22 protein-coding genes and 2 tRNA genes are annotated in these 23845 nt (G+C 54.4%); 23 read left to right on the top strand and 1 reads right to left on the bottom strand.

The window, feature by feature from the left end:
* Positions 1-141 precede the first annotated feature (141 nt).
* The 8 genes from tyrS (at position 142) to PORUE0001_RS02870 (ending at position 6246) form a co-directional block, all read left to right on the top strand.
* Positions 142-1452, top strand: a complete 1311-nt coding sequence (gene tyrS, locus PORUE0001_RS02905) for a tyrosine--tRNA ligase (protein WP_007364969.1) — start codon at positions 142-144, stop codon at positions 1450-1452.
* An 18-nt stretch (positions 1453-1470) separates the two neighbouring features.
* Entirely contained in the window at positions 1471-2526 is a 1056-nt protein-coding gene (locus PORUE0001_RS02900; RefSeq protein ID WP_007364988.1) for a glycosyltransferase family 2 protein, read from the top strand.
* Positions 2527-2544: 18 nt separating this feature from the next.
* A complete protein-coding gene (gene udk, locus PORUE0001_RS02895) occupies positions 2545-3180 on the top strand; it encodes a uridine kinase (protein ID WP_007364973.1) in 636 nt (211 codons plus the stop codon).
* A 14-nt stretch (positions 3181-3194) separates the two neighbouring features.
* A complete protein-coding gene (locus PORUE0001_RS02890; protein WP_007364964.1) occupies positions 3195-3863 on the top strand; it encodes a trimeric intracellular cation channel family protein in 669 nt (222 codons plus the stop codon).
* Positions 3864-3879: 16 nt separating this feature from the next.
* Entirely contained in the window at positions 3880-4896 is a 1017-nt protein-coding gene (locus PORUE0001_RS02885; RefSeq protein ID WP_007364992.1) for a L,D-transpeptidase, read from the top strand.
* Positions 4897-5044: 148 nt separating this feature from the next.
* Positions 5045-5326, top strand: a complete 282-nt coding sequence (gene rpsO, locus PORUE0001_RS02880) for a 30S ribosomal protein S15 (protein WP_007364945.1) — start codon at positions 5045-5047, stop codon at positions 5324-5326.
* Between the two features lie 217 nt (positions 5327-5543).
* Positions 5544-5616, top strand: a tRNA-Gly gene (locus PORUE0001_RS02875).
* A 120-nt stretch (positions 5617-5736) separates the two neighbouring features.
* A complete protein-coding gene (locus tag PORUE0001_RS02870) occupies positions 5737-6246 on the top strand; it encodes a DUF3828 domain-containing protein (RefSeq protein ID WP_157750190.1) in 510 nt (169 codons plus the stop codon).
* A 112-nt stretch (positions 6247-6358) separates the two neighbouring features.
* Here the strand turns inward: PORUE0001_RS02870 and PORUE0001_RS02865 are convergent, their stop codons facing one another.
* Complete coding sequence (locus PORUE0001_RS02865; protein WP_100067366.1) at positions 6359-7123, bottom strand: porin family protein; 765 nt, start codon at positions 7121-7123, stop codon at positions 6359-6361.
* Positions 7124-7214: 91 nt separating this feature from the next.
* Here PORUE0001_RS02865 and upp point away from each other — a divergent pair, with 91 nt between their 5' ends.
* The 15 genes from upp (at position 7215) to PORUE0001_RS02790 (ending at position 23783) form a co-directional block, all read left to right on the top strand.
* Positions 7215-7874, top strand: coding sequence for a uracil phosphoribosyltransferase (gene upp / locus PORUE0001_RS02860; RefSeq protein ID WP_007364994.1), 660 nt, complete (start codon positions 7215-7217; stop codon positions 7872-7874).
* 12 nt (positions 7875-7886) lie between these two features.
* Entirely contained in the window at positions 7887-9833 is a 1947-nt protein-coding gene (locus tag PORUE0001_RS02855; RefSeq protein ID WP_007364996.1) for a peptidase U32 family protein, read from the top strand.
* Positions 9834-10269: 436 nt separating this feature from the next.
* Complete coding sequence (locus tag PORUE0001_RS02850) at positions 10270-11892, top strand: ABC-F family ATP-binding cassette domain-containing protein (protein ID WP_007364947.1); 1623 nt, start codon at positions 10270-10272, stop codon at positions 11890-11892.
* A 15-nt stretch (positions 11893-11907) separates the two neighbouring features.
* Complete coding sequence (gene ruvX, locus PORUE0001_RS02845; protein ID WP_039865429.1) at positions 11908-12333, top strand: Holliday junction resolvase RuvX; 426 nt, start codon at positions 11908-11910, stop codon at positions 12331-12333.
* A 25-nt stretch (positions 12334-12358) separates the two neighbouring features.
* Positions 12359-12925: a peptide deformylase gene (gene def, locus PORUE0001_RS02840; protein WP_007364975.1), complete on the top strand. Its 567-nt coding sequence runs from the start codon at positions 12359-12361 to the stop codon at positions 12923-12925.
* A 5-nt stretch (positions 12926-12930) separates the two neighbouring features.
* Positions 12931-14910 carry a tetratricopeptide repeat protein gene (locus PORUE0001_RS02835; RefSeq protein WP_007364952.1) on the top strand — a complete coding sequence of 660 codons (1980 nt, stop codon included), beginning with the start codon at positions 12931-12933 and terminating at the stop codon, positions 14908-14910.
* Complete coding sequence (gene abc-f, locus PORUE0001_RS02830; protein ID WP_007364966.1) at positions 14910-16844, top strand: ribosomal protection-like ABC-F family protein; 1935 nt, start codon at positions 14910-14912, stop codon at positions 16842-16844. Before PORUE0001_RS02835 ends, abc-f begins: the two co-directional genes overlap by 1 nt.
* 22 nt (positions 16845-16866) lie before the next feature.
* Positions 16867-18723, top strand: coding sequence for an ABC transporter ATP-binding protein (locus tag PORUE0001_RS02825; protein WP_007364960.1), 1857 nt, complete (start codon positions 16867-16869; stop codon positions 18721-18723).
* Between the two features lie 43 nt (positions 18724-18766).
* The gene (locus tag PORUE0001_RS02820) at positions 18767-21232 is read left to right on the top strand and encodes a patatin-like phospholipase family protein (RefSeq protein ID WP_039865419.1); all 2466 of its coding nucleotides are present in this window, start codon (positions 18767-18769) and stop codon (positions 21230-21232) included.
* A gap of 600 nt (positions 21233-21832) precedes the next feature.
* Positions 21833-21905 (top strand) — tRNA-Gly (locus PORUE0001_RS02815).
* A gap of 160 nt (positions 21906-22065) precedes the next feature.
* The gene (locus tag PORUE0001_RS02810) at positions 22066-22263 is read left to right on the top strand and encodes a hypothetical protein (protein ID WP_007364957.1); all 198 of its coding nucleotides are present in this window, start codon (positions 22066-22068) and stop codon (positions 22261-22263) included.
* The gene (locus PORUE0001_RS02805; RefSeq protein WP_007364951.1) at positions 22260-22457 is read left to right on the top strand and encodes a hypothetical protein; all 198 of its coding nucleotides are present in this window, start codon (positions 22260-22262) and stop codon (positions 22455-22457) included. The genes PORUE0001_RS02810 and PORUE0001_RS02805 overlap by 4 nt, the downstream gene beginning before the upstream one ends.
* 83 nt (positions 22458-22540) lie before the next feature.
* A complete protein-coding gene (locus PORUE0001_RS02800) occupies positions 22541-22936 on the top strand; it encodes a hypothetical protein (protein WP_007364949.1) in 396 nt (131 codons plus the stop codon).
* A 216-nt stretch (positions 22937-23152) separates the two neighbouring features.
* Complete coding sequence (locus PORUE0001_RS02795; RefSeq protein WP_007364970.1) at positions 23153-23473, top strand: type II toxin-antitoxin system RelE/ParE family toxin; 321 nt, start codon at positions 23153-23155, stop codon at positions 23471-23473.
* Entirely contained in the window at positions 23466-23783 is a 318-nt protein-coding gene (locus tag PORUE0001_RS02790) for a transcriptional regulator (protein ID WP_007364985.1), read from the top strand. The genes PORUE0001_RS02795 and PORUE0001_RS02790 overlap by 8 nt, the downstream gene beginning before the upstream one ends.
* Positions 23784-23845 lie beyond the last annotated feature (62 nt).

The raw sequence follows: 23845 nt of genomic DNA, 5'->3' as shown, positions 1-23845 counted from the left end.
AGTATATACGAGTTCCAAAAAGAGTTCCCCTCTTGGAACTTTTTAGTTCCAACGGAGGAACCTTTCAGTTCCAATGGTGGAAACGTCTATTAACTAGCAAATTCGTATCTTTGTGACCTAAGAAACAGATAACGAATAACTATGAGCCACTCCTCACTGATTAGCGAACTGAAGGCGCGTGGGATGATTCATAACATCATGCCAGGCACCGAAGAGCAACTCACAGAGCATCTGACGACTGCCTACGTGGGCTTTGACCCGACGGCTGACTCGCTCCACATCGGTCACCTTGTCGGCGTGATGATGCTACGGCACCTGCAGCGTGCTGGGCACAAGCCGATAGCTCTACTGGGTGGAGCTACGGGTATGATCGGCGACCCCTCGATGAAGTCCCAGGAGCGTAACCTCCTAGACATGGACACGCTCCGACACAATCAGGAGTGCATCGGTCGGCAGCTGGGGCACTTCCTAGACTTTGAGTCGGACGCTCCCAATAAGGCGCTGCTGCTCAACAACTACGACTGGATGAAGGATTACAGCTTCCTCAACTTCATCCGAGACATCGGTAAGCATATTACGGTGAACTATATGATGGCGAAGGATAGCGTCAAGCGTCGTCTTGAGGCGAATGCCGAGGCGGGACTCTCCTTCACCGAGTTCTCCTACCAGCTCCTCCAGGGCTACGACTACCTGCACCTCTACCGTGAGTACGGCTGCCGTGTGCAGATGGGTGGCTCCGATCAGTGGGGTAACATTACGACTGGCACGGAGCTGATTCGTCGCATCGATGGTGGCGAAGCCTTTGGCGTGACTTGTCCGCTCATCAAGAAGGCGGACGGCACGAAGTTTGGCAAGACGGAGAAGGGCAATGTCTGGCTAGATCGTCGCTACACGTCGCCTTACACCTTTTGCCAGTTCTGGCTCAACGTCTCGGACGAGGACGCAGAGCGCTTTGTCAAGATCTTTACCAGCATACCACTAGAGGAGATTGATTCGCTCATAGAGCGTCATCGTCAGGCTCCACATGAGCGCCTGCTCCAGCATACGCTCGCAGAGGAGCTCACGGTCATGGTTCATGGACGTGAGGATTATGAGCAGAGCATGTCGGCTGGACAGATACTCTTTGGCAATAACACGCACGACCAGCTGCGCCAGATGCCCGAAGAGCTACTCGAGGAGGTGATGGCAGGCGTGCCACACTACAACGTCGGACGGACGCTCCTAGAGCAGGCGGGTGGCGTCAAGCTGCTAGACTTACTGGTGGAGCATGCTCCGATCTTTAAGTCCAAGGGCGAGCTACGCAAGCTGATTGATTCGAACGGCATAAGCCTTAACAAGGAGAAGGTGGCTGACCAAGACTGCGTAGTCACCACCGACGATCTAATCGCTGGTCGCTATCTACTGGTACAGCGAGGCAAGAAGAACTACTACCTCATCGTGGTCTCTGCCTAGCGCTAGCAGGGTAGTGCTATGCTCCTCTCGGTCATCCTCGTCAACTACAAGGTACCGCAGCTAACCATCGAGGCGGTTCGCTCGGTGCTGGCTAGCTGTCGTCTGATCGAGGGCGAGACTGAGGTGATCGTGCTGGACAATGCTTCGGGCGATGACTCGATGGATCGTCTCCGCACAGCTTTTGGCGGGGAGCCTAAGGTTAAGCTATTGGAGAGCCCGACGAATGGAGGCTTTGCTCGTGGCAATAACCAAGCCATTGCCGAGGCAAGTGGCGAATACCTCTTGTTGCTCAATCCTGATACGTTAGTGGGGGAGTCGACGCTGTCGTACTGCTTGGCCTTTCTTCGTACCCATCCCGAGGCGGGTGCTATAGGACCTCGCCTCATTAACCAGTCTGGGGTGATGCACCCCGAGAGCAAGCGGGGCGTGCCTACGCTGTGGCATAGCTTCTGTCGCTTGACACGTCTCTATCGCTTGGCACCTCGCTCTGCTTGGCTCAATGGCTACTACCAGGGTCATCTCTCGCCCGACGAAGTGCAGCAGGTGCCAGTGTTGACGGGCGCCTTCCTGATGATGAGACGGGTACTATATCAAGCGGTGGGCGGACTGGACGAGCGCTACTTCATGTATGGCGAGGACATTGATCTCTGCTATACGATAGAGCGAGCGGGCTACCATAACTACTACCTCCCCACGCCAGTACTACACTACAAGGGCGAGTCGGAGCAGGCGGCCGATAGGGTACGCTACGAGGAGAACTTCTACGGAGCGATGCGCCTCTTCTACCTCAAGCATCAGGGACGTAGCTGGTGGAGCCGACGCGTGACCATGCCATTGGTACTGGCTGCCATCAACCTGCAGCGTCGTCTGGCACGTTGTCGTCGCAAGGCGAAAGCTTCGCTACCGCCATCGCACACGGTGTCGCTGACGCTTGCCGAGCTGGTCGCAGATGTAGACGCTTTCCCTGAGGAAACTCACCTACAGCTCTCGCTAGCGGGGGCTTCGTACGACTCTTTGCTAGAGACTATGGAGCGCTGCGCTACGCGGAGATACCTATTTATAGTAAACGCATAAGACTATTTCGCTGAAGCTATGAAGCACAAACCGATTATCATAGGCGTAGCGGGTGGTACCGCTTCTGGCAAGAGTACCTTGGTGCGCCGTCTGCAAGAGACCTTTGTTGATGAGGATGTCGTAGTCCTCAGCCACGACTACTATTATAAGGCGCACGATGAGCTACCTCTGGAGCAACGTGCTAAGCTCAACTACGACCACCCCGACGCCTTCGACACGAAGCTAATGTGCGAGCAGATTAGCCAGCTCTGCGATGGACACAGCGTGGAGCGTCCCGTCTACTCCTTTGTCAATCACAACCGCATTCCCGAGACGGTCCCCATAGATCCGCCTTGCGTGCTGATCATTGACGGCATCTTGATCTTTGAGAATGAAGAGCTCCGCGACCTGATGGATGTCAAGATCTACGTGCAGACGGACGACGATGTGCGCCTGGCCCGTCGTATACAGCGCGACGTCAAGGAGCGGGGCCGCAGTGTCGACTCAGTTATCGAGCAGTACCTCACGACGGTCAAGCCGATGCACCAGCAGTTTGTCGAGCCCTCACGACGCTACGCCGACTTGATCATTCCCGAGGGAGGCTTCAACTCCGTTGCCGTACGTCTGCTCATAGACAATGTGCGCTCGCTCCTATCCTCAAGAGCTAAGCATTAGAGGTTAGAGATTAGATGTTGGATCAGATATTAGGCTTTGACCACTCAGCTCTCACGTGGTCTGAGGTGACGGTCACGAGTATTCTAGACTTCGTTGGGACCTTCGCCTTCGCCATCTCTGGAATCCGCTTGGCATCGACCAAGCAGATGGACTGGTTTGGCGCCTATGTGCTGGGTGTTACGACCGCTGTGGGCGGAGGTACGCTACGTGACCTATTCCTCGGGGCGACCCCCTTCTGGATGCTCCAGCCCTCCTATCTGATTATCACCTTTGTGGCGCTACTCTATGTATATATCTTTAGGAAGATCTTAATCCGCACAGCACCGACAGTCTTTGTCTTTGACGCTATCGGGCTAGGACTCTTTATGGTTGTGGGTGTGGACAAGACGCTCGCCATGGGCTTTCCCAGTTGGGTGGCGGTCATTATGGGTACGGTAACTGGCTCCTTCGGAGGACTACTGCGAGACATTATCCTCAACGTGACCCCACTCATCTGCCGCCAAGACATCTACGCCTTAGCTTGCATCGCTGGAGGCGTCATCTACACACTGATGCTTCACTTCGTACCTATAGATACGGTCTACGCACAGCTCATATCGGCTGGCATGGTCATCCTGATACGCATCCTAGCAGCGCACTATCATTGGCACCTACCTCAGCTCAAAGGGGTCGACGCCTCCTAGTAACTTAACCACTCTTATGAAAAACATTATGACCTTCTTACCGCTAGCTCTCACGCTCTTACTAGCTTGTCAACCCTCCACGGATAGCAGTGCCGAGGTTACGAATATGGACTCAATCATAGCCACAGATACGGTTGTGGCTGATTCACAGCCTGAGCTTACGGTAGAGCAGATTGTCATAGACCGAGAGCTCGCCTTTGACAAGTATACGCTCGAGGACTCTTACCAGTACCAAAAGGAGACCCGTACCATCCAGTGGAATAAGATACGAGAGCAGCTCCTCCGCATAGAGCAACTACAAGCTACGCCTCATCGGTGGGGCGTCTTGCAAAACTATAAGAACCTAAACGGCGAAGCTCCCCTCACGAAAGTGTGGTCTCGCGATAGCTACAAGCTAGTCTCCGACTCGCTCGGCGTGGAGCGCTATCAGGCGGTGCCACTCTACGCTTCCACAGACACTCTCACGCCAGAGCTTTATGGTCGAGACGGAACGCTTATAGCGATGACCGACACGCAGGGTAGCAACTTTTGGCAAGGACGAACCGAGTCCCCCGAAGCTGACTGGTATGTGCCAAAGCGCTACGTCAAGCTCCTGAAGCCCGATGTTACCTTCTCTCACGTTGTCGTAGTGGATCGCAAGAACCAATACATCATCACGCTGGAGCGTCAGGCACCAGCGCACTACCTCGTACGGAGCATCAACCCCGCCACTACGGGACGCCACAAGCCCCCTCACGCTAAGGAGACCCCTCTGGGCATCTTCCTCCTACAGGAGAAGAAGCCTAAGATGTTTTACACCAGTGACGGCTCAAGTCGTATCGCTGGCTTTGCCCCGTGGGCTAGTCGCTTCACTTGTGGAGCCTATATACATGGTGTCCCCGTAAACAATCCCAAGGGTAAGATCGTCGAGTACAGCCATTCGCTCGGCACGACACCCCGCTCCCACATGTGCGTCCGCAACGCCAGCTCACACGCTAAGTTTGTCTACGACAACTGCCCCACGCTCGCCACGCTCATCGTTGTGATCGAGTGACCCGAGGCGGGCGTGATGCTTGCGGGGTAAAAGATTATTTGTACCTTTGCAGGCGAAATACATCGTCGTACTCATTGTCGCCCCCATAGAGGTGGGGCATTGGGTGGCGAAGATGATATGAATGTCTCACAAATAACCTCATAACAAGATGTACCTAGACAGTACCAAGAAGCAAGAGATCTTCGCAAAGTACGGAACCTCTGCAAAAGACACCGGAAGTGTCGAGAGCCAGGTAGCTCTCTTTACCTATCGTATCCAGCACCTTACGGAGCACCTCAAGGAGAATAAGAAGGACTTCTCTACCTCACGTAGCTTGAAGATGCTCGTTGGTAAGCGTCGTCGTCTACTCGACTACCTCGCTAAGAAGGATATCGAGCGCTATCGTAAGCTCATCGCCGAGCTAGGCATTCGTCACACGACGAAGTTCTAAGGCGAGCTTCCTGTCAAGAGCCAAAAGAGGCAATTCGACAAATAAATCCTCCGAGGCTATTGCAGATTCAAAAAGTTTTCGTACCTTTGTACTCACAAATCGGAAGGGCACCCTTTATCACCCTTTGGTGGTTAGGAAGAGCGACGGCTCTGAATTAGTTTTGAGTCGGTAGACTCACGACACAAGGGAGACTGATACAAGAGGGGGTGTCCGATATGCGGAAGTAGCTCAGTTGGTAGAGCACAACCTTGCCAAGGTTGGGGTCGCGGGTTCGAGTCCCGTCTTCCGCTCTTCGATACGAAAGATATTGGTTTAGAGTAAGAACAGATAAGCGTAGTGAGCCTAGCTCCTACGCTTATCTTGTTTGGTATAGATACATTTACACCAACAATAAACTATACATGACCAACATGAAAAGACTTATTGCACTATTGGCAGTTGTCGCTCTCGTCTTGGCTGGATGTACCAGCAAGAAGGCAGAAAGCGATGAGACCACCGCAGCAGCAGACTCCACTCAAGAGGTCACCACGCAAGAAGAGACCACTCCAAGGGTTGACCCCGAGGAGGCTAAAGCTCTTATCAACAAGCTCTACACCGAGCTCTACGTCAATGACAACCACATAGGTTCCGATGTCGTCTCGGAGCTCCTTGGTGACAAGCTTAATGCAAAGCTAAATGAGAAGGATGGAGAGATGCCAGTAATCGACTACGATCCGTTTATCAATGCTCAGGACTGGGACACCAAGAGAGTCATGTCTTCACTAACCATCACGGAGCTGTCAGAGGACCTATACCAAGTGGAGGTAGAGCCTCTAAAGGGATCCAAGGAGACAATTCAGCTGACAGTGGGCTATGATGACAAGGGTGTGCTCAAGATCCTTGACATACCAAGCAACCCCGACATTTCAGTCTTGAAGTAAGACAGTAGATCTATCACTTAGCAAAAGAGGGTGTGCCGATTGCGACAATCGACACGCCCTCTTTTGGTATGTAAGTGGCGAAAGCCCGCCGCTAGCATCTGTGTAGCCTTGATTACTCAAAGCAGAAGGTGAGCATGATCATGCGCCCAGTGCCACGGCGTAGCGCATTGGTGTAGCGCAGGCTAGCACCATCGTCAAGGTCGGGACGGTGGTGGCGGATCAGGTCGGTCACGCCAAAGTCAAAGCGTAGCTCAGGCGAGAGCTTGAAGTAGCGCAGGTAAATGTCGCACCCTACGCCAAAGGTCCACCCCGCCGAGAGCGGAGCAAACTGCAGGGGGGCACCCTTCTTCTGCCCCATATTTAGCAAGCCGTAGACGCCCCCCACGAGGTATGGGCGGGTATCGTTGAAGCGTACGGAGCTGTACTTGACCAGCAGTGGTAGCTCGATCTGACTGGTGCGCATCGGTATGAACTCAAAGGTCTCCTCGCTCGTCTCGCCCCAGCTCTTAAAGAGCAGTCGCTGCTCCCCAAAGTGTAGTGTCGGCAAGACCCGTATGCTCCAGTCAATGTGTGGGTTGTAGTTGGCAATAACCCCTACGCTAAAGCCTGGACTGTAGCTCGGCACAGCCGCATAGAGTGTCTGCGCCTCTCCCTCCGTCGGGCCAAGGTTGTCAATGATCAGGTCCTCCACATGCGCTCCCACGTGAAATCCCCAGTTAAATCGTCTGTGATCCGCATAGGGACGCGTCATCGGTCGGGCCGTCTGCGCAGAGAGTGTGGTAGCCATCGGCACCCCCAGCAGCAGGAGCAGGAGCCCCACCAGCCAGTAGCGACGACCTAGTGAATAGGTGTGATATGTACTTATGACTTGCTTCACAAAATAGTAGTTGGCTACGTGATTCAAACGTCTATCCGACAAAGATATTGTATATTTGCCTGATTTAAGCACCCAAACCATAGTAAAGCTCATGCAGGTATACAATCTATCCGAGAGACCTTCACTCCTGACCCACTTCATCTCTGAGATACGAGACCGAGAGATCCAGAGAGATCCCCTACGCTTTAGAGCAAACATAGAGCGCATTGGCCACATCATGGCTTACGAACTGAGCAAGCATCTCCACTATCAGACCCGTCCCGTAGAGACCCCGCTCGGCACGGCACCCACAGCGGTTCTAGACGAACAGTTGGTCGTGGCAACGATCCTACGCGCTGGTCTGCCCCTCCATCACGGCTTCCTAGACTTCTTCGATCGTGCCGAAAACGCCTTCATCTCCGCCTATCGCAAAGTCAAGGATGACGAAGACTTTGACATACATGTCGAGTATGTCGCTGCACCAGACCTGACCGACAAAGAGCTACTCCTCGTCGACCCCATGCTCGCCACGGGAGGCTCTATGCACCTCTCCTGGCAGGCGCTCCTCAAGAGCTGTGGCACACCGCGACACACCCATATGGTCGCCATCGTGGCTAGCCAGCAGGCTATTGACTTCCTTCAGTCTCAGTTTGACGACAAGGCTCCCGTCACGCTATGGGTCGGTGTCATCGACCCAGCGCTCAACGAGCACGCCTACATCGTCCCCGGTCTAGGCGATGCGGGCGATCTAGCCTTCGGTGGTAAGCTCTAAGGCATCGCTTCATTGTCCACACTACGTGACATAGAGCTATTGGCTCCCGCCTCCTCACTAGAGGGTGGTCTGGTGGCGCTCTCGGCGGGTGCCGATGCGGTCTATGTAGGCGCTCCTCAGTATGGTGCTCGGAGTGCTGTCGGGGTCTCGCTGGAGGATATACGGCAACTCTGCGCAGCGGCTCACGCCTATGCCGCACGGGTCTATGTTGCCCTCAATACAATCCTCACAGATAGTCAGTTAGCTCACGCTGTGGAGCTGGCGCATCAGCTCTACGAGGCGGGTGCCGATGCGCTCATCATACAGGATCTCGGCCTACTCACGCAGGACCTTCCGCCCATCCCACTACATGCGAGCACGCAGTGCCACAACCATTCGCTAGAGCAGTTGCAGATGCTCTCGGATCTAGGCTTCGAGCAGGCTGTCCTGCCACGCGAGTGGAGCTGTCAGGACATTGCAGCGGTGCGGGACAAGACCCCGCTACGACTCGAGGCATTCGTCCATGGGGCGCTCTGCGTCTCCTATAGCGGTCGTTGCTTCATCTCCGAGGCGCTCTCACAGCGCAGCGCCAATAGAGGGCAATGCGCTCAGTACTGCCGCATGACTTACGATCTCGTTGATGCCCAGGGGCAAAAGCTTCGCCAGGGCGAGCATCTCCTCTCCCTGAGAGACCTCAACCGCACCGAAATCATCGAGGAGATGATCGATGCGGGTGTCAGCTCCTTCAAGGTGGAGGGACGACTCAAGGCACTCCCTTACGTGCGCAACGTCATCGCCCACTATCGTAAGGTACTAGACGAAATCTTGACCCGACGTAGTGACCAGTTGCGTCGTCCCTCCTGGGGCACGACGGAGTATACCTTTACGCCGTTGCCTGAGGCGACCTTTGCCCGCCCCTTTACCACTTACAATACGCCCCTCTGGGCGCCAATCCCTACCGACAGCATCACCCCGTATAGTAGCAAAAGCCTCGGCCAGCCGATCGGCACAGTGACCCGGAGCCGAGGACGGGAGCTTGAGATAGCGCTCCTGAGCGACGATATCGAGCTAGCTAATGGCGATGGGGTGGTTGCCTACACAATTGATAAGAAGCTCGTTGGAGCGCAGATCAATCAGGTAATGCCCGCTAAGCGAGCTGGGAGCTATCGCCTGAGACTATCTCAGGCGCTCGAACTACCGCAGGGGGCGACGCTCTGGCGCAATCTCAACCACCTCCTAGAGGCTCAGCTCCTCCGCCCCGACGCCTCTACCCGTACCATGCCCGTGACGCTACATCTAGAGGCGACACCCGATCAACTCACCCTAGAGATGCAACTCTCCGAGGCACCCGAGATGTCGGTCACACGTAGCCGTGCGGTCACGCTAGAGCCCGCACAGCGAGATAATACGGAGCATATAGAGCGCACCCTCCGCAAGCTTGGCGACACGCCATACCGAGCTAAACGAGTGATTTTGAGTCTTGACGGACTTTTCGTCCCGCCTTCGCTCGTTGCAGAGCTGCGACGAGAGCTCTCGGAGGAGCTACAGCGTCAATGCCTAGCGAAAGCTTTGCAGCGCAGAGATGCCATCGGCAAACCCCTACAGCAGAAGCGCATAGACCGACTTCACACGTCAGACCCTACGGCGCGTCAGCGGTATGGTCTGCCTGACACGCTGGACTTTACCTACAACGTGGCAAATGAATCGGCACGTAAGCTGTACCGTCAGCTAGGAGTCTCTGGGAGCATCGCCCCCGCCCTAGAGGTGGAGCGCCCCGAGGGGGCTATCCCAGTGATGTTTACCCGTCACTGCCTGCTGCATCAGCTCGGCTACTGCACACGTACGGGTCGCAAGCCCCCCTTTGCACTACCACTCTACCTAGTCCGTGGGCGAGACCGTCTGCGCATCGCCCACGACTGTCGCCACTGCATGATGACCCTTTGGTTAGACCCTCAAGGAAATCAGCCATTACCTCGCTAAGAATTTCTAATCCTCCACGGAGGAATAAAAAAATTCTTCGGAACTTTGAAATCTTTCTTCCGAAGTTTCATTTCATTCTTCCGAACTTTTATTTCCCGGTTCCGTGAAGAATTTTCATTTGCTCCCTGGAGTTTTCTGTTTTCCTACCGAGGAGAGAGATTAGAGGGTAGAAGTTAGAGATTAGAAGTTAGAGGTTAGAGAGGACTCCTAGTGACTAGGAGCTCTAGTGGCACTAGTAGTATTAGTGACCCTAGCTAACAGCCAATAGCCAACTGCTAATAGCCAAAGTGTGGCGCGCGTCAAAATTGTGTACCTTTGTGCAGATTAGCCCTCTTCTATACGGTTGAGGCCTGCGAGGAGGGTTGGTCTTGGGGGAGCGAAGGGTTCGCCTCCCGATTACACATTACAGACAGAAGATAGAAGACAGTATACCAAGATGATTATAGTCAACGACCTCACGATACAGTTTGGCAAGCGCGTGCTTTTTGCCGATGTCAATCTTAAGTTTACCCCGGGCAACTGCTACGGCATCATCGGTGCCAACGGTGCGGGTAAGTCAACGATGCTCCGTATGATCAGCGGTGAGCTAGAGCCGACGCGTGGCACCGTCACTTTCGGACCCGACGAGCGCCTCTCGGTGCTGAGTCAGGATCACTTCGCCTTTGATGAGTACACGGTCATCGACACCGTCCTAATGGGGCATGACAAGCTCTGGAAGATCATGAAGGAGAAGGACGCTATCTACGCTAAGGAAGACTTTTCCGATGAGGATGGTGTCAAAGCGGCTGAGCTGGAGGAGCAGTTTGCCAACCTCGACGGGTGGAACGCTGAGAGCGAGGCGGCAGCCCTCTTGAGCGGTCTCGGCATCAAGGAGGATCTGCACTACCGTCTGATGGGTGACATTAGCGGTAAGCAAAAGGTGCGTGTGCTACTAGCGCGCTGTCTCTTTGGCAAGCCAGACAACCTGCTCCTTGATGAGCCGACGAACGACCTAGACCTAGAGACTGTCTCTTGGCTTGAGGACTACCTCGCTGAGACTGAGAGCACGGTCCTCGTGGTGAGCCACGACCGACACTTCCTCGATGCTGTGTCGACCCATACGGTGGATATAGACTTTGGCAAGGTGAGACTCTTTGCGGGTAACTACAGCTACTGGTACGAGTCTAGCCAGTTGGCACTGCGCCAGCAACAGCAACAGAATAAGAAGCTTGAGGAGAAGAAGAAGGAGCTCGAGGAGTTCATCCGTCGCTTTAGTGCCAACGTGGCAAAGAGTAAGCAGACGACCAGCCGCAAGAAGATGCTGGAGCGTCTCGATATCAACGAGATCGAGCCGTCGTCGCGTCGCTACCCAGGGATCCTCTTCCAGCCAGATCGTGAGCCGGGCAACAAGGTGCTAGAGGTCAATGATCTCTCGGCCGTGACGGACGAGGGAGAGGTACTCTTCAAGGGGCTGACCTTCAATGTGGAGCGAAACGACAAGATCGTCTTCATCAGCCACGACCCACGTGCTATGACGGCACTCTTTGAGATCATCAATGGCAACCGTAAGGCGCAGCAGGGGAGCTACGAGTGGGGGCAGACGATCACGACTGCTTATCTACCTTTGGACAACAGCGCTTACTTTGACACCGATATGACGATCCTAGACTGGCTCGGACAGTTTGCCAAGGACACGAATGATGTCTACCTCAAGGGCTTCCTAGGTCGTATGCTCTTTAGCGGTGAGGAGGTGAATAAGCGCGCCTCGGTCCTTTCGGGAGGTGAGAAGATGCGCTGTATGATTAGCCGTATGATGCTTCCCCCAGGGGCTAATGTGCTGATCCTTGACACACCGACGAACCACCTGGATCTGGAGTCGATTCAGGCTTTCAACAACACGCTTATCTCCTTCAAGGGGAATGTCCTCTTCTCAAGCCACGACCACGAGTTCATCCGCACGGTGGCGAATCGTGTCATCGAGTTGACACCAAACGGGATCATCGATCGTATCATCAACTACGACGACTACATCTCCGACCCTAAGGTGGCTGAGCTACGCGAGAAGTACTACAACGCATAAAGAGAGCACATGCCTATGGCTCGTATCCTCGCTATTGACTACGGCACCAAGCGCACGGGGCTGGCGGTGACCGACTCGCTACAGATCACGCCTGGGGCGCTCGACACGGTGCCTACGCATCAGCTCCTCAACTACCTAGCGGACTACCTAGGGCGTGAGGAGGTGGAGACGATCGTCCTCGGCAAGCCAACACAGATGGATGCGACGCCCTCGGCGACGTGGCAGGCGATACAAGCTTTGGCTAAGAAGCTGCAACATCTCTATCCTCAGATACGTCTAGAGTATGTGGACGAGCGCTTTACCTCTGTCTTGGCACAGCAGACGATCCGTGAGGCGGGCATCGGCAAGCAGCGCCGCCGACAGGACAAAGGGTTGGTGGATCGTGTCAGTGCGACCATCATTTTGCAGAGCTATCTGGAGAGCTTGCGCATGCTTCACTAAAAGAAAGATTTAACTGTTTACTCTTATGGCTAAGACCTTACCTATATACCTTTACGGACAACCAGTGCTTCGCAACATGAGCGAGGACATAACGCCTGACTATCCGAACCTCTCGGAGCTGATCGCAGACATGTGGCAGACGATGTACGAGAGTGACGGCATCGGCTTGGCGGCTCCACAGATCGGGCGCAATATACGTCTGCAGGTGATCGATGCGACGCCTCTGGAGGATGAGTATCCTGAGTGTGCGACGCTCAAGCTGGTCATGATCAATGCGCATATGCAGTCCCTGAGCGAGGATACATGTTCGGAGGCTGAGGGTTGTCTGAGCTTGCCCGGCATTAACGAGCGGGTCGTGCGACCTAAGTCGATCGTGGTGGACTATATGAATGAGCAGTTTGAGCCACAGCGTCTCGAGCTCTCGGGTTATGCGGCTCGTGTGGTGCAGCATGAGTATGACCATCTAGACGGCAAGCTCTTTGTGGACCACATATCGGCGATGCGTAAGCGACTGATCAAGAAGAAGCTCCAGCATATAGTCGACGGTCGGATACGTGTCGGCTACCCCGTGATGCGTAATACGATACATTAGCCTGTATGCGTCCGCTCCTACGATCACTCTCTCTGTTGCTCTGCATGCTCTGCGTGTGGAGTGCTACGCTTTGGTCGCAGATAGATACGGAGCGGGTGATGACGATCGGGCGCAATGCGATTGGCTTCAAGGATTTCGTGGTCGCCATCGAGCACTTTAACCAAGTAATTGAGGTGTCTCCCACAATGGCTGAGCCGTACTACTACAGAGCTTTTGCGAAGCTTATGCTGGGTGACTATGCGGGTGCCGAGCGGGATGCGACGCTCTGCCTGGAGCGCAACCCTTTTCTCTCTAGAGCCTACATGGTACGGGGGGCGGCACGGCACAATCAGCAGCACTATGCGGAGGCGGCGACAGACTATGCGCAAGCGCTCAAGATTACGCCAGACGACTTTTACCTCTCGTTCAACCTCGCAGGCTCGCTCTACGGAGCCGAGCAGTATGAGCGGGCCGACTCGGCAGCGCTCGCCCTGACGCAGCGTCACCCGAAGGAGGCGCGGGGTTACTTCCTCGCAGCGGAGATAGCGTTGCGACGACAAGACACGGTCGCAGCGGAGGAGCGGATAGCCGAGGGCTTGGCGATAGACTCGCTGAGTGCTGCGCCTTATCGGATGCTCTCGGCGATTGCTTACCTGCGGGGTGACAACAAAGGAGCGCTACGCTACCACGACAAGAGCATAGAGCAGGATCCAAACCAAGCTAGCGACTACATCAACCGTGGACTGACACGCTACAAGCTAAAGGAGTACCGTGGCGCTATGGAGGACTACAATCAGGCGCTCCTCTTGACGCCTCACGATGCGGTCGCTCGCCACAACCGCGCCTTGCTCCGTATCGAGGTGGGCGACCTGCAGGGTGCTCGCGAAGATCTGCTAGAGGTGGTGCGTCTGCAACCGACCAACCTGACGGCACACTTTAACTTAGCCTTGGTCCAGACGCAGACGGGACGGTACCGTGATGCGATCGAGACGCTAGACTATATATTAGGTCGTCGACCAGAGTTCATCTCGGGTTACTATCAGCGCTCGGAGGTGAAGCGTCTGCTCGGTGACGCTGCTGGAGCCGACAGAGACTACTGGTTCGCCTACAAACTGGAGCGTGGACAGGTCAAAGCTCCTAAGCCGACCATCGCTGACAGCACTGGGTCAAGTGTGGCGAGCGACGAACTGTATGCGCTAGACCATCATGCGGAGCTGCAGTCTGCGAGTAGCGATGCGACTTCTGCTTCGCTTAGTGCAGGGAGCAATTCGCTACGCGGTTCGATCCAAGAGCAAGCCAGTTCGTCGGAGGCTTGCCCTGCTTACGAGCTCACTTACTTTGTGCAGAAGAGTCACGACAAGCTTTTGCCTCGCACCAACTTTTCCGCAGAGCTAGAGGCGTACAACGAGCGGACGGGTTACCAGCCTCGTCTCCTGCTTGCCGTCGGCGCGCAGTCGCTAGATAGCACGCAGCTCCATGTCGTGCTGGAGGATATAGCTCGTCTGCAGGCTCGTGACACAGAGCAGACGGCTGACTGGCACCTGCGTATGGGTATCGACAAGCTACTCTTGCGAGACATCGGCGAGGCGATCTCACAGTTCAACGCTTCTCTTGATCTAGCTCCTCAGCAACCGCTCGCTCTCTTGGTGCTTAGTACGGCGCGCCTCATGCAGGCGGAGACACTCACAGAGCCTAAGCAACAGAAGCTTATGTACAACTTAGCGATGCGTGAGCTCACCACAGCCATCAGTCACGCCCCGCAGATAGGCTATCTCTACTATAACCGTGCTCATCTGCACCAGACGCTGGGGCATACGGATCAAGCGATCGCAGACTACACCAAAGCGATCGAGCTCCTGCCCCAAGCTGGCGAAGCTTACTACAATCGTGCCCTGCTCCTCGAGCAGCAGGGACAGCATGAGCAGGCGATAGATGACTTGAGTCGTGCTGGCGAGCTGGGCATCTATCAGGCTTATTCTCTTATCCATACTATTCAGACACGCTGATGATATCCGTTCAAGACCTTACGGTAGACTTTGGTAAGCAACTCCTCTTTGACTCGATCAACTTTGTCATTAGCAAGGGCGAGCGGGTCGCTCTTGTCGGGCATAATGGGGCGGGGAAGTCGACCTTGATGAAGATCCTCGTCGGCATCGAGCAACCTACGAGTGGTACCGTGAGCCGTCCTCGCGACCTTTCGATAGGTTATCTGCCACAGGTCAAAGAGTTGGTCGATCACACCACGCTGCGGGCGGAGGTTGAGGAAGTCTTTAAGGATATGCAGTCGCTCAATGATCAGTACGACCGCCTGAGCGAAGAGCTAGCGACCCGCACGGACTACGACTCGCCTGAGTACTTAGAGTTGATCGAACGCCACGGACATCTCACCGATCTGATACAGATGCACCACCCGTCGCAGTACCTTGCCGAGATGGAGCGGACGCTCCTCGGACTAGGCTTCGAGCGAAGCGACTTCGACCGGCCGACCCGTGAGTTCTCCGGTGGGTGGCGTATGCGTATTGAGCTGGCGAAGGTGCTGCTGAGCAATCCCGATCTGCTCCTTCTCGATGAGCCAACGAACCACCTAGACATCGAGTCTATCGACTGGCTCGAGCACTTCCTCATCGCTCGTGGAGTCACGCTCCTCCTCGTCTCGCATGACCGTACCTTCCTCGACAACGTGACCAACCGCACCATAGAGATTGAGCTGGGGCGCATCTACGACTACAAGACTTCCTACAGTCACTACGTCACCCTGCGTGAGGAGCGTCTGGAGCAGCAGAAGCGAGCTTACGAGAATCAGCAGAAGAAGATCCAAGACATCGAGTCCTTCGTCGAGCGTTTCCGCTATAAGCCGACGAAGAGCGCACAGGTCCAGAGCCGTCTCAAGCAACTAGACAAGATCGAGGAGATTGAGCTCGACGAGATAGACACACGGCACATCAACTTTACCTTTCCGATGGCAGGGCGCAGTGGCGACTATCCCGTCATCATCGAGGACCTAGACAAGAGCTACGGTGCCCTCTCCGTGCTGCGCAACGTATCAATGACCATCAAGCGTGGCGAAAAGGTCGCCTTCGTCGGGAAGAACGGCTCCGGTAAGTCAACCCTCATGCGTTGTATCATGGGACAAGAGGAGTACACTGGCAAGCTCCAGATAGGGCACGGTGTAGAGATCGCATACTTCTCTCAGAATAGGGCGCAGGAGCTACCCGCTAATCAGACTATCCGTGACGCCATCGACAGCTTGGCGCGTGGCGACATGCGACTACATATCAATGATATGCTGGGGGCCTTCCTCTTTGGCGGGGAGGTGGCCGACAAGCCGATCAGCGTGCTCAGTGGTGGCGAGCGCGCTCGTGTCGCTATCATGCAGATGCTCCTAGAGCCTGCCAACCTGCTCATCCTCGATGAGCCGACCAACCACCTGGACATCCGAACCAAAGAGATCCTCAAGCGAGCCATCGCAGCCTTCCCTGGGACCGTCATCGTCGTCTCGCACGACCGCTACTTCCTCTCGGGGCTCGTCGACCGCATCTTCTCCTTTAGCCATGGCACCGTACGGGAGTGCATGAACGGCCTTGACGGCTACCTCGCCACCCTCCACGAAGAGCTCAGCCAATCGCCAACGGCTAACAGCCAACAGCCAACAGCTAGCGCCCAACAGCCAAAGCCCAAAGCCCAGCCCCTCGACTACCAGCAGCAGAAAGAGCAACAAAAGAAACTGCGCACCCTCCGTCGTACCTCCGAGACCCTCGGCGAGCAGGTCTCTAAGCTTCGTGAGCAACAGGCCGAACTGGAGAAAAAGATCGAGACCTCCCCGTCCCCTCAGCTTATCGAGCAGTACACCCTCGTCAATGGTCAACTTCAAGAGGTTACCAAGCAGTGGGAGGATGCCGAGTTTGCCCTTATGGAGTACGAGGAGGAGATCCAACAGTAGTAATTAGCCAGCCAACCAACCCGTGAGACAGTTCCTCAAGCTCTTCGGCAAGTACATCCGCCCCTACCGTCATTACATAACAGGTGGCATCATTGCCAATATCCTCTCGGCGCTGCTCAACCTGCTCGCCTTCTCGCTCATCATGCCCATCCTGCGCATCCTCTTCGGCATGGAGCGGACCACACCCGTCTACCATACGCTCGACAGCATCAACTGGTTACGCCCTTCAGACTGGAGCGTAGCCGTAGACTACATCGTGGGCAACTTCAACTACTACGTCTCCCAGCTTATCCAGCAGTACGGCCCCTCCCGCACGCTCCTTCTCCTCTGCATCTACCTCGTCGTCATGACGCTCATCAAGGTGGGCGTCACCTACGGTGGTATCTATATGCTCGTGCCGATCCGTACAGGCGTGGTCCGAGATCTGCGCAATGAGTTCAATGCCAAGCTCCTTCGGTTGCCTATTTCGTTGATTAGCGAAGAGCGCAAAGGCGACCTCCTCGCACGCTTCTCAGGAGATGTCGCCGAGATCGAGTACTCCATCATCAGCATCCTAGAGAGCCTCATCAAGAACCCCATCCTCATCGTCATCTACCTCATAGCGCTCTTTGCGATCAGCTGGGAGCTCACCCTCTTCGTCCTCTTCGTCCTACCGATAGCGGGCTACATCATGGGAGCCGTGGGCAAGCGCCTCAAGCGAGACAGTCTTGAGGGGCAGACACAGTGGGGACGACTCATGAGCATGGTCGAGGAGACCCTCTCGGGTCTGCGTATCATCAAGGCATTCAATGCGGAGCAACAGATCTCTCATCGCTTTACCTCCGCCAACGAGCACTATCGTCGTACCATAGCACAGGTCTACGCTCGGCAAGGCTTAGCGCACCCCATGAGCGAGTTCCTCGGCACCACCGCCATCGCCATCATCCTCTGGTATGGCGGTAACCTGATCTTTGCTGGTAGTAGCAGTATCACGGCCGACGCCTTTATCTACTACCTCGTCATCTTCTACAGCATCATCAATCCTGCCAAGGAGCTCAGCCGCGCCTCCTACTCTATCCAAAAGGGGCTAGCCTCCATGACGCGTATACAAACTATCCTTGACTACCCCGAGCGTGTCACAGACCCTGCGGAGCCTCTGCCCGTCACCTTTGACCAAGGCATCTCTTACGAAGATGTCTCCTTCCGCTACCAAGAACCCTGGATCATCCGCCACCTCAACCTCACCATACCTAAAGGTCAAATGATCGCACTCGTGGGAGCCTCTGGTGCAGGAAAGAGTACGCTTGTGGATCTCCTGCCTCGCTTTTACGACGTCACCTCAGGGCGCATCACCATTGACGGTACAGACATACGACAAGTCAAGGCGAGCGACCTGCGCGACCTGATAGGATATGTCAATCAGACACCGATCCTCTTCAACGACACGATCCGCAACAATATCACCTTTGGCATGGAGCGCCCCGTCAGCGACGAGGAGGTACGCACCGCTGCCGAGGCTGCCAATGCGACTGAGTTCATCGATCAGCTCCCCGAGGGGATGGAGTACAACATCGGCGACGGCGGTAGCAAGCTCAGTGGCGGGCAGCGCCAGCGACTCAGCATAGCGCGTGCCCTGCTCAAGGACTCGCCCATCCTCATCCTCGACGAGGCAACCTCGGCACTTGACAACGTCTCCGAGCAGCTAGTCCAGGAGGCCATCCAGCGCCTCGTCAGCGACCGCACCACCATCGTCATCGCCCACCGCCTCTCCACGATCATGCACGCCGACCTCATCTGCGTCATGCAGGAGGGGCAGATCGTCGAGCAGGGCACCCACGAGGAGCTACTTGGGCGTGGCGGGATCTACGCCCACCTCTACCAAATACAGTTTAAGGAGTAACAGCGCCCCTCCCTGTATCTAGAAAAGCCACCCCACATATCATATGAAACAACCATCGGCCCTCCTCGCCAGTTTGCTTCTATCTCTTGTCGCTCTCTGTACGCCCATTATGATGCAGGGGCAAAGCGACAATGCTAGCGACAGTCTCAAGATGCGCTGTGGTATCGTGCTGAGCGGGGGAGGCGCTAAGGGGTTAGCACATATAGCGCTCCTCGAGCTGATCGACTCTCTGCAGATACAGGTCGACTATATCTCTGGCACCTCCATGGGGGCTGTGGTCGCTGGACTCTACTCGGCTGGACATAGCGCCTCGCAGATCAAGGAGCTAACCCGTCAGGAGGACTGGGGACGCATCCTGAGCAATCGGTTGCCTTACGACAAGGTAGATATGTGTGAGAAGGAGGACTATGGGGCTTATGCGCTAGAGTTTCCCATGCGCCGAGGAATCCCCAAGCCACCCTCCTCAATCATCGAGGGGCAGTACCTGATGGAGGTTCTGATGCGCTACACCTTCCCCGTGCGACATATCACCGATTACGCTCAGATGCCGATACCGCTCCAGCTTGTAGCCTCGGACGTCGGAGCGGGAGGCGCCTGCGTGATGACCTCGGGGTCTATGCCACTCTCCATACGCGCCAGCCTAGCAATCCCAGCCTTTTTCGCACCCGCAGTGGTCGATGGTAAGCTACTCGTCGATGGAGGCTTGGATCGCAACTTCCCAGTCGAGGAGGTTCGCTCCATGGGAGCCAACTTCGTCATCGGCAGTTATACTGGAGCTAGACTGCGCAATGTGGAGGAGCTCGAGCATAGTCCGATTGATGTCATCCTGCAGTCCTATGCCCTCCTGACCAAAAAGGAGGTAGAGCGTCAAGCCAGTCAAGTCGATGTGATGCTAGACTTCTCCCAAGCGCTGAGAGACTACACCTCGGCAGACTTTAGCCAACGTGAGCGGATCATAGCGCTCGCAGAGATTGAGGCGCACAAGCTCTTGCCACAGCTCATTGCCCTCAAGGCTCGGCAAGTTGCTCAGGGCATCACTTATCAGAGGCGACAGATCGCCCCAGTCTCTATACCGATCCAGCAGGTCAAAATATCAGATCAGTGGGGAAGCCCCCTAGAGGAGTCAGAGACAAAGTTCATACAAAGTGTGATCGGCGACGATCTCTCTAGCCTAGACTCCTTGGAGCTTCTCCAGCAGCGCATTGAGATGCTGATGGGCTACAACCGCTATGCACAGGTCTACTACTCCTATGAGGCTGACTCAACTAGAGGAGGCCATGAGGTCAACACGATACACTTCTTTATCAAGAAAAAGCCACAAGCCCTCCTCCGACTAGGAGCTTACTACGACCCCTACGAGTCGGCAAACATCATCCTCAACACTTCACTCAGAGATCTACTCCTCCCCAACTCACGACTCTCCGCCAAGCTCGCTATATCTCAGCTTCCCAAGCTACGCGCTAGCTACTACAAGTGGCTCGACAACGGTTACTCCTACTGGCTCAGTCCTTACATCGCCCTCCGCCTAGACCGCTGTGACAACATCCATCTGCGTTACCTCTCACAGATAGAGGACCACACGGAGGCCACTTTCTACCAGGCATCCCTAGTCAGTGGTCTGAAGATGGGCTACACCCTGTCGCCACAGTCTCAGGTAACGCTCGGCATCCAGTACGGCTCTATGTATGTGTGGCAACCACGCCCACCCTTTGACCAAGAGATGAAGGCTTCTGCACAGGCACCCTCCTCTGACTGGGTGCCTATGAATCAGTTCAACCAGTTGATGCAGACCAACCGCACACCTAAGCTAAGCTACCGCCACGGCACCTGGACGATGAGTCTAGTTTACCTGCAAAATAGCTTGAATCGGAAGGCCTTTGCCACACGAGGTAACCACTTCACACTAGCCGCAGAGCTTACGCTAAAGAACTCCTACGCCCTCTCACCACTCCCCGCAGATGCCTCGGAGAGCCAGAAGCAGATCCACAACTTGCTCAATCCCGAGGAGAGCATATCCCCACAGCGGGGACCCCTCTTGCATCTCTCTGTCTATGAGCATCTAGTCACCCCCCTGAGTCGGAGGGTAGCGCTACACGGACGACTCTTTGGCGGGGTCAATCTAGACCTCGGCAAGCCTTGGCGAGAGAGCTTTCACTTCGACAGTTACCTCTTCTTAAGTCAGAAGTTTCACCTCGGGGGCTTTGCCAATGTCGGCCTAGACGATCAACCCATCTTCTCTGGACTACGATACCGAGAGTATCCGGTCAATAACTTAGCAGCGCTCTACCTCGGTGTACAGTACACCCCAATCAAGAATCTCTACATCACCCCGCACATCAGCGTCGGTGCAGACATCCAGGCGCCCAACCTGCAGGACAGTGACCTCCTCTACGGTGCTGGCATCGATCTAGACTACGACTCCCTGATAGGACCTATCAAGCTCTCGTTCAGTCGCTCCAACGTCCTACGAGCCTCACGCTTCTTCTTTAGTATCGGCTACGCTTTCTGACACCATCGCTAGGACCTTCAGAGCCTAGATTTCCGATGATTCGGTGCTCATTTGAGGAATTTCAAAATCTCTCAGTGGAGATCTTCGATTATCCAGTGAGGAATAAAAAAAATCATCGGAACTTCGAAATCTTTCTTCCGAAGTTTCATTTCATTCTTCCGAACTTTTATTCCCTGGTTCCGTGGAGAAATTTCGTTTTCTCACTGGCTGTCTCCGATTTCCTCGTGAGAGATTGCATTAGCGGGTGGAATGTACGAAGCGAGACTTGGATGAATTCATTATATAGTATTGCTGTCCGACTACTCGACTTCGACCAATCTACAGTTTTCTTCGTAGGAAACTCTAGTTTCACCCCGTATGGAACTTTAGTTTCACCCAAGTGGTACTGATAGTTAGCTCATTTCTGCAGAACGATCTACCCGATGCCCCCTCAAAAAGCTTTCACTGGACAGCAATAACTAGATATAATGCGTCAGCCCTGTTAGTGAGTGGAGGAGCGTGCGTTGGTTTCAAAAAATATTGTACCTTTGCTCCTGCAATCTGAGGGGGCTGGTGACTAGGTAATCGTGGTCGCTGGATAGTCACCCGAGGGGACACTATGCGGAAATAGCTCAGTTGGTAGAGCATCAGCTTCCCAAGCTGAGGGTCGCGAGTTCGAGCCTCGTTTTCCGCTCTAAGTAGATAAAACGATTAACAGAGCGGCACGTGTCGCTCTGTTTTTGTGTTTAGAGAGCTACCCTCGGCATTAAACATTTTACTAATTTAGCGGAGCAACAATCCCCAACAACATGTGCAGAAGGAAAAGACAACAGAAGCACCTCTTCGCAAATACGATGTATAAAGGGTTCGTAAGGCGTGGCGCTGTCGTGATTCCCGACACTATTGAAGAGGGCCCCGACTTAGAAGAGGTCAAGCGTGAGCTCCTAGCGCGTATGCGTGCTATACAAGCGAAGACAAGAAAGCGGGCAAGAGTGAAGAGCTGTGGTATACGATACAAGGCGACCAAGATGGTATCTGGCATGGCTGTATGACTAAAAAGGGTGGTTACTACGAGAGCAACAACGACCGCATACCGTGGTGGGCTTGGATACTTATGATACCTGGCTTCATACTTGCCCCCGTCTTTTGGTTTATCCATGATCTCATAAACCCGAACAAGCTCAAGCGAGACCGAGAGGCTTACTGGAAGAAGCGAGGCGACGGCTCCACCTCCCCGACAGCTTAAGAGCCACGAGGAGTAGGCGGGGAATCCCCCGCCTCTTGCATGAAACATTTCACTAACATAGCGGAGCAGTAATCCCCAAAAACATGTGTAGGAAGAAAAGAGAACAGAAGCTTCCCGAGCAAGAGAATACGATATATACCGGCTTTGTGCGGCGCGGCGCCACTGTCGTCAGTGCGACAGAGGTAAAGGGTGAGGATTTCGACGAGCTGAAGGCACAACTACTTCAGAAGATGCAAGAGCTACATCACCCAGGAGAAGACATTTACTATACAATAGTAGGGGATAAGCAGGGGCAGTGGCACGGCCATATCGATAAGAAAGGAGACTACGAGGAGCTAAGCAACAGCACCCCACCGTGGTATCTGTGGATTATATTTTTCCCGATTGCTGCTAGATCGTGGGTATACCTTACTATCTACTACTGGATATGCCCCAAAGCACTAGATCGAGATAGGAAGCAAATGGGTATAAACGATTAGCCCTGCACTCTGCCTATCTGAGGAGCAACTATCGAGAGGAAGCGAGCGTGTTGTCCTGCAATTGGAAAAGATAAGTCTATCTACTTAGTACTAGGGGCCTGCCACATCCCGTCTTGTCTCCTGACACAGTGAGCTACAATGGTACGAAGGTGATTATCGTTATTGATAATTTCCAGAGTTGTTGTATCTTTGCTGTGCACTAGCTGGCATACATCTATGAATGTAACGACTGATGATGAAGCTTTGATAGAGCTGTATTTGAGAGGTAAGACCGCCGACAAGCGGTATAAGAAAGTCCCAGTACAAGCGATCAAAGGGTTCAAGAAGGCGGTGGATATAATGAAAGCAGTAAATCGGATCGAAGATCTCTTTCGGTTCAATGGCTTGCGCTACGAGCGGTTGGTAGGAGATCGTAAGGGGCAAGAGTCAGTTCGGTGTAATGACACTTGGCGTCTGATCTTTAAGAGCTACCCTCAGGAGGGCAGTGTAGTTATCACAGAAATATGTCTAATTGAAATATCACATCACTATGGCTAAGTTTAGTTTGAATCAAGCCGTCCCCTTTGAGTCTACTCAAGTGGGAGAGGTAATCCGCGATGAGCTGGAGGCACGTGATATGAAGCAGAGTGAGCTGTCGGATATTACGGGAATACAGCGCTCTATCTTGAATAATGTAATCAAAGGAAAGCGAGCCTTGACGCCAGAGATGGCTGTCCTGATAGAGGCTGCGCTAGATATACCCGCCTATGTGCTGATGAACATCCAAAGTCAGGATGGACTGAATAAAGCGAGAGCGAGTGAGCGGGTTGTCCTGCAATTGGAAAAGATAAGTCTATCTACCCTTTAGCCTCAGAGGTTATAGCTCTAGTTGAGACTGCTACGAGTGTAGTGGTCTGAGAGAAGCCATTT

It is taken from the genome of Porphyromonas uenonis 60-3, assembly GCF_000174775.1.
Classification (GTDB): domain Bacteria; phylum Bacteroidota; class Bacteroidia; order Bacteroidales; family Porphyromonadaceae; genus Porphyromonas; species Porphyromonas uenonis_A.
The sequence above is the reverse complement of the archived record's forward strand: the minus strand, read 5'-3'. Positions and strand labels throughout refer to the sequence as shown.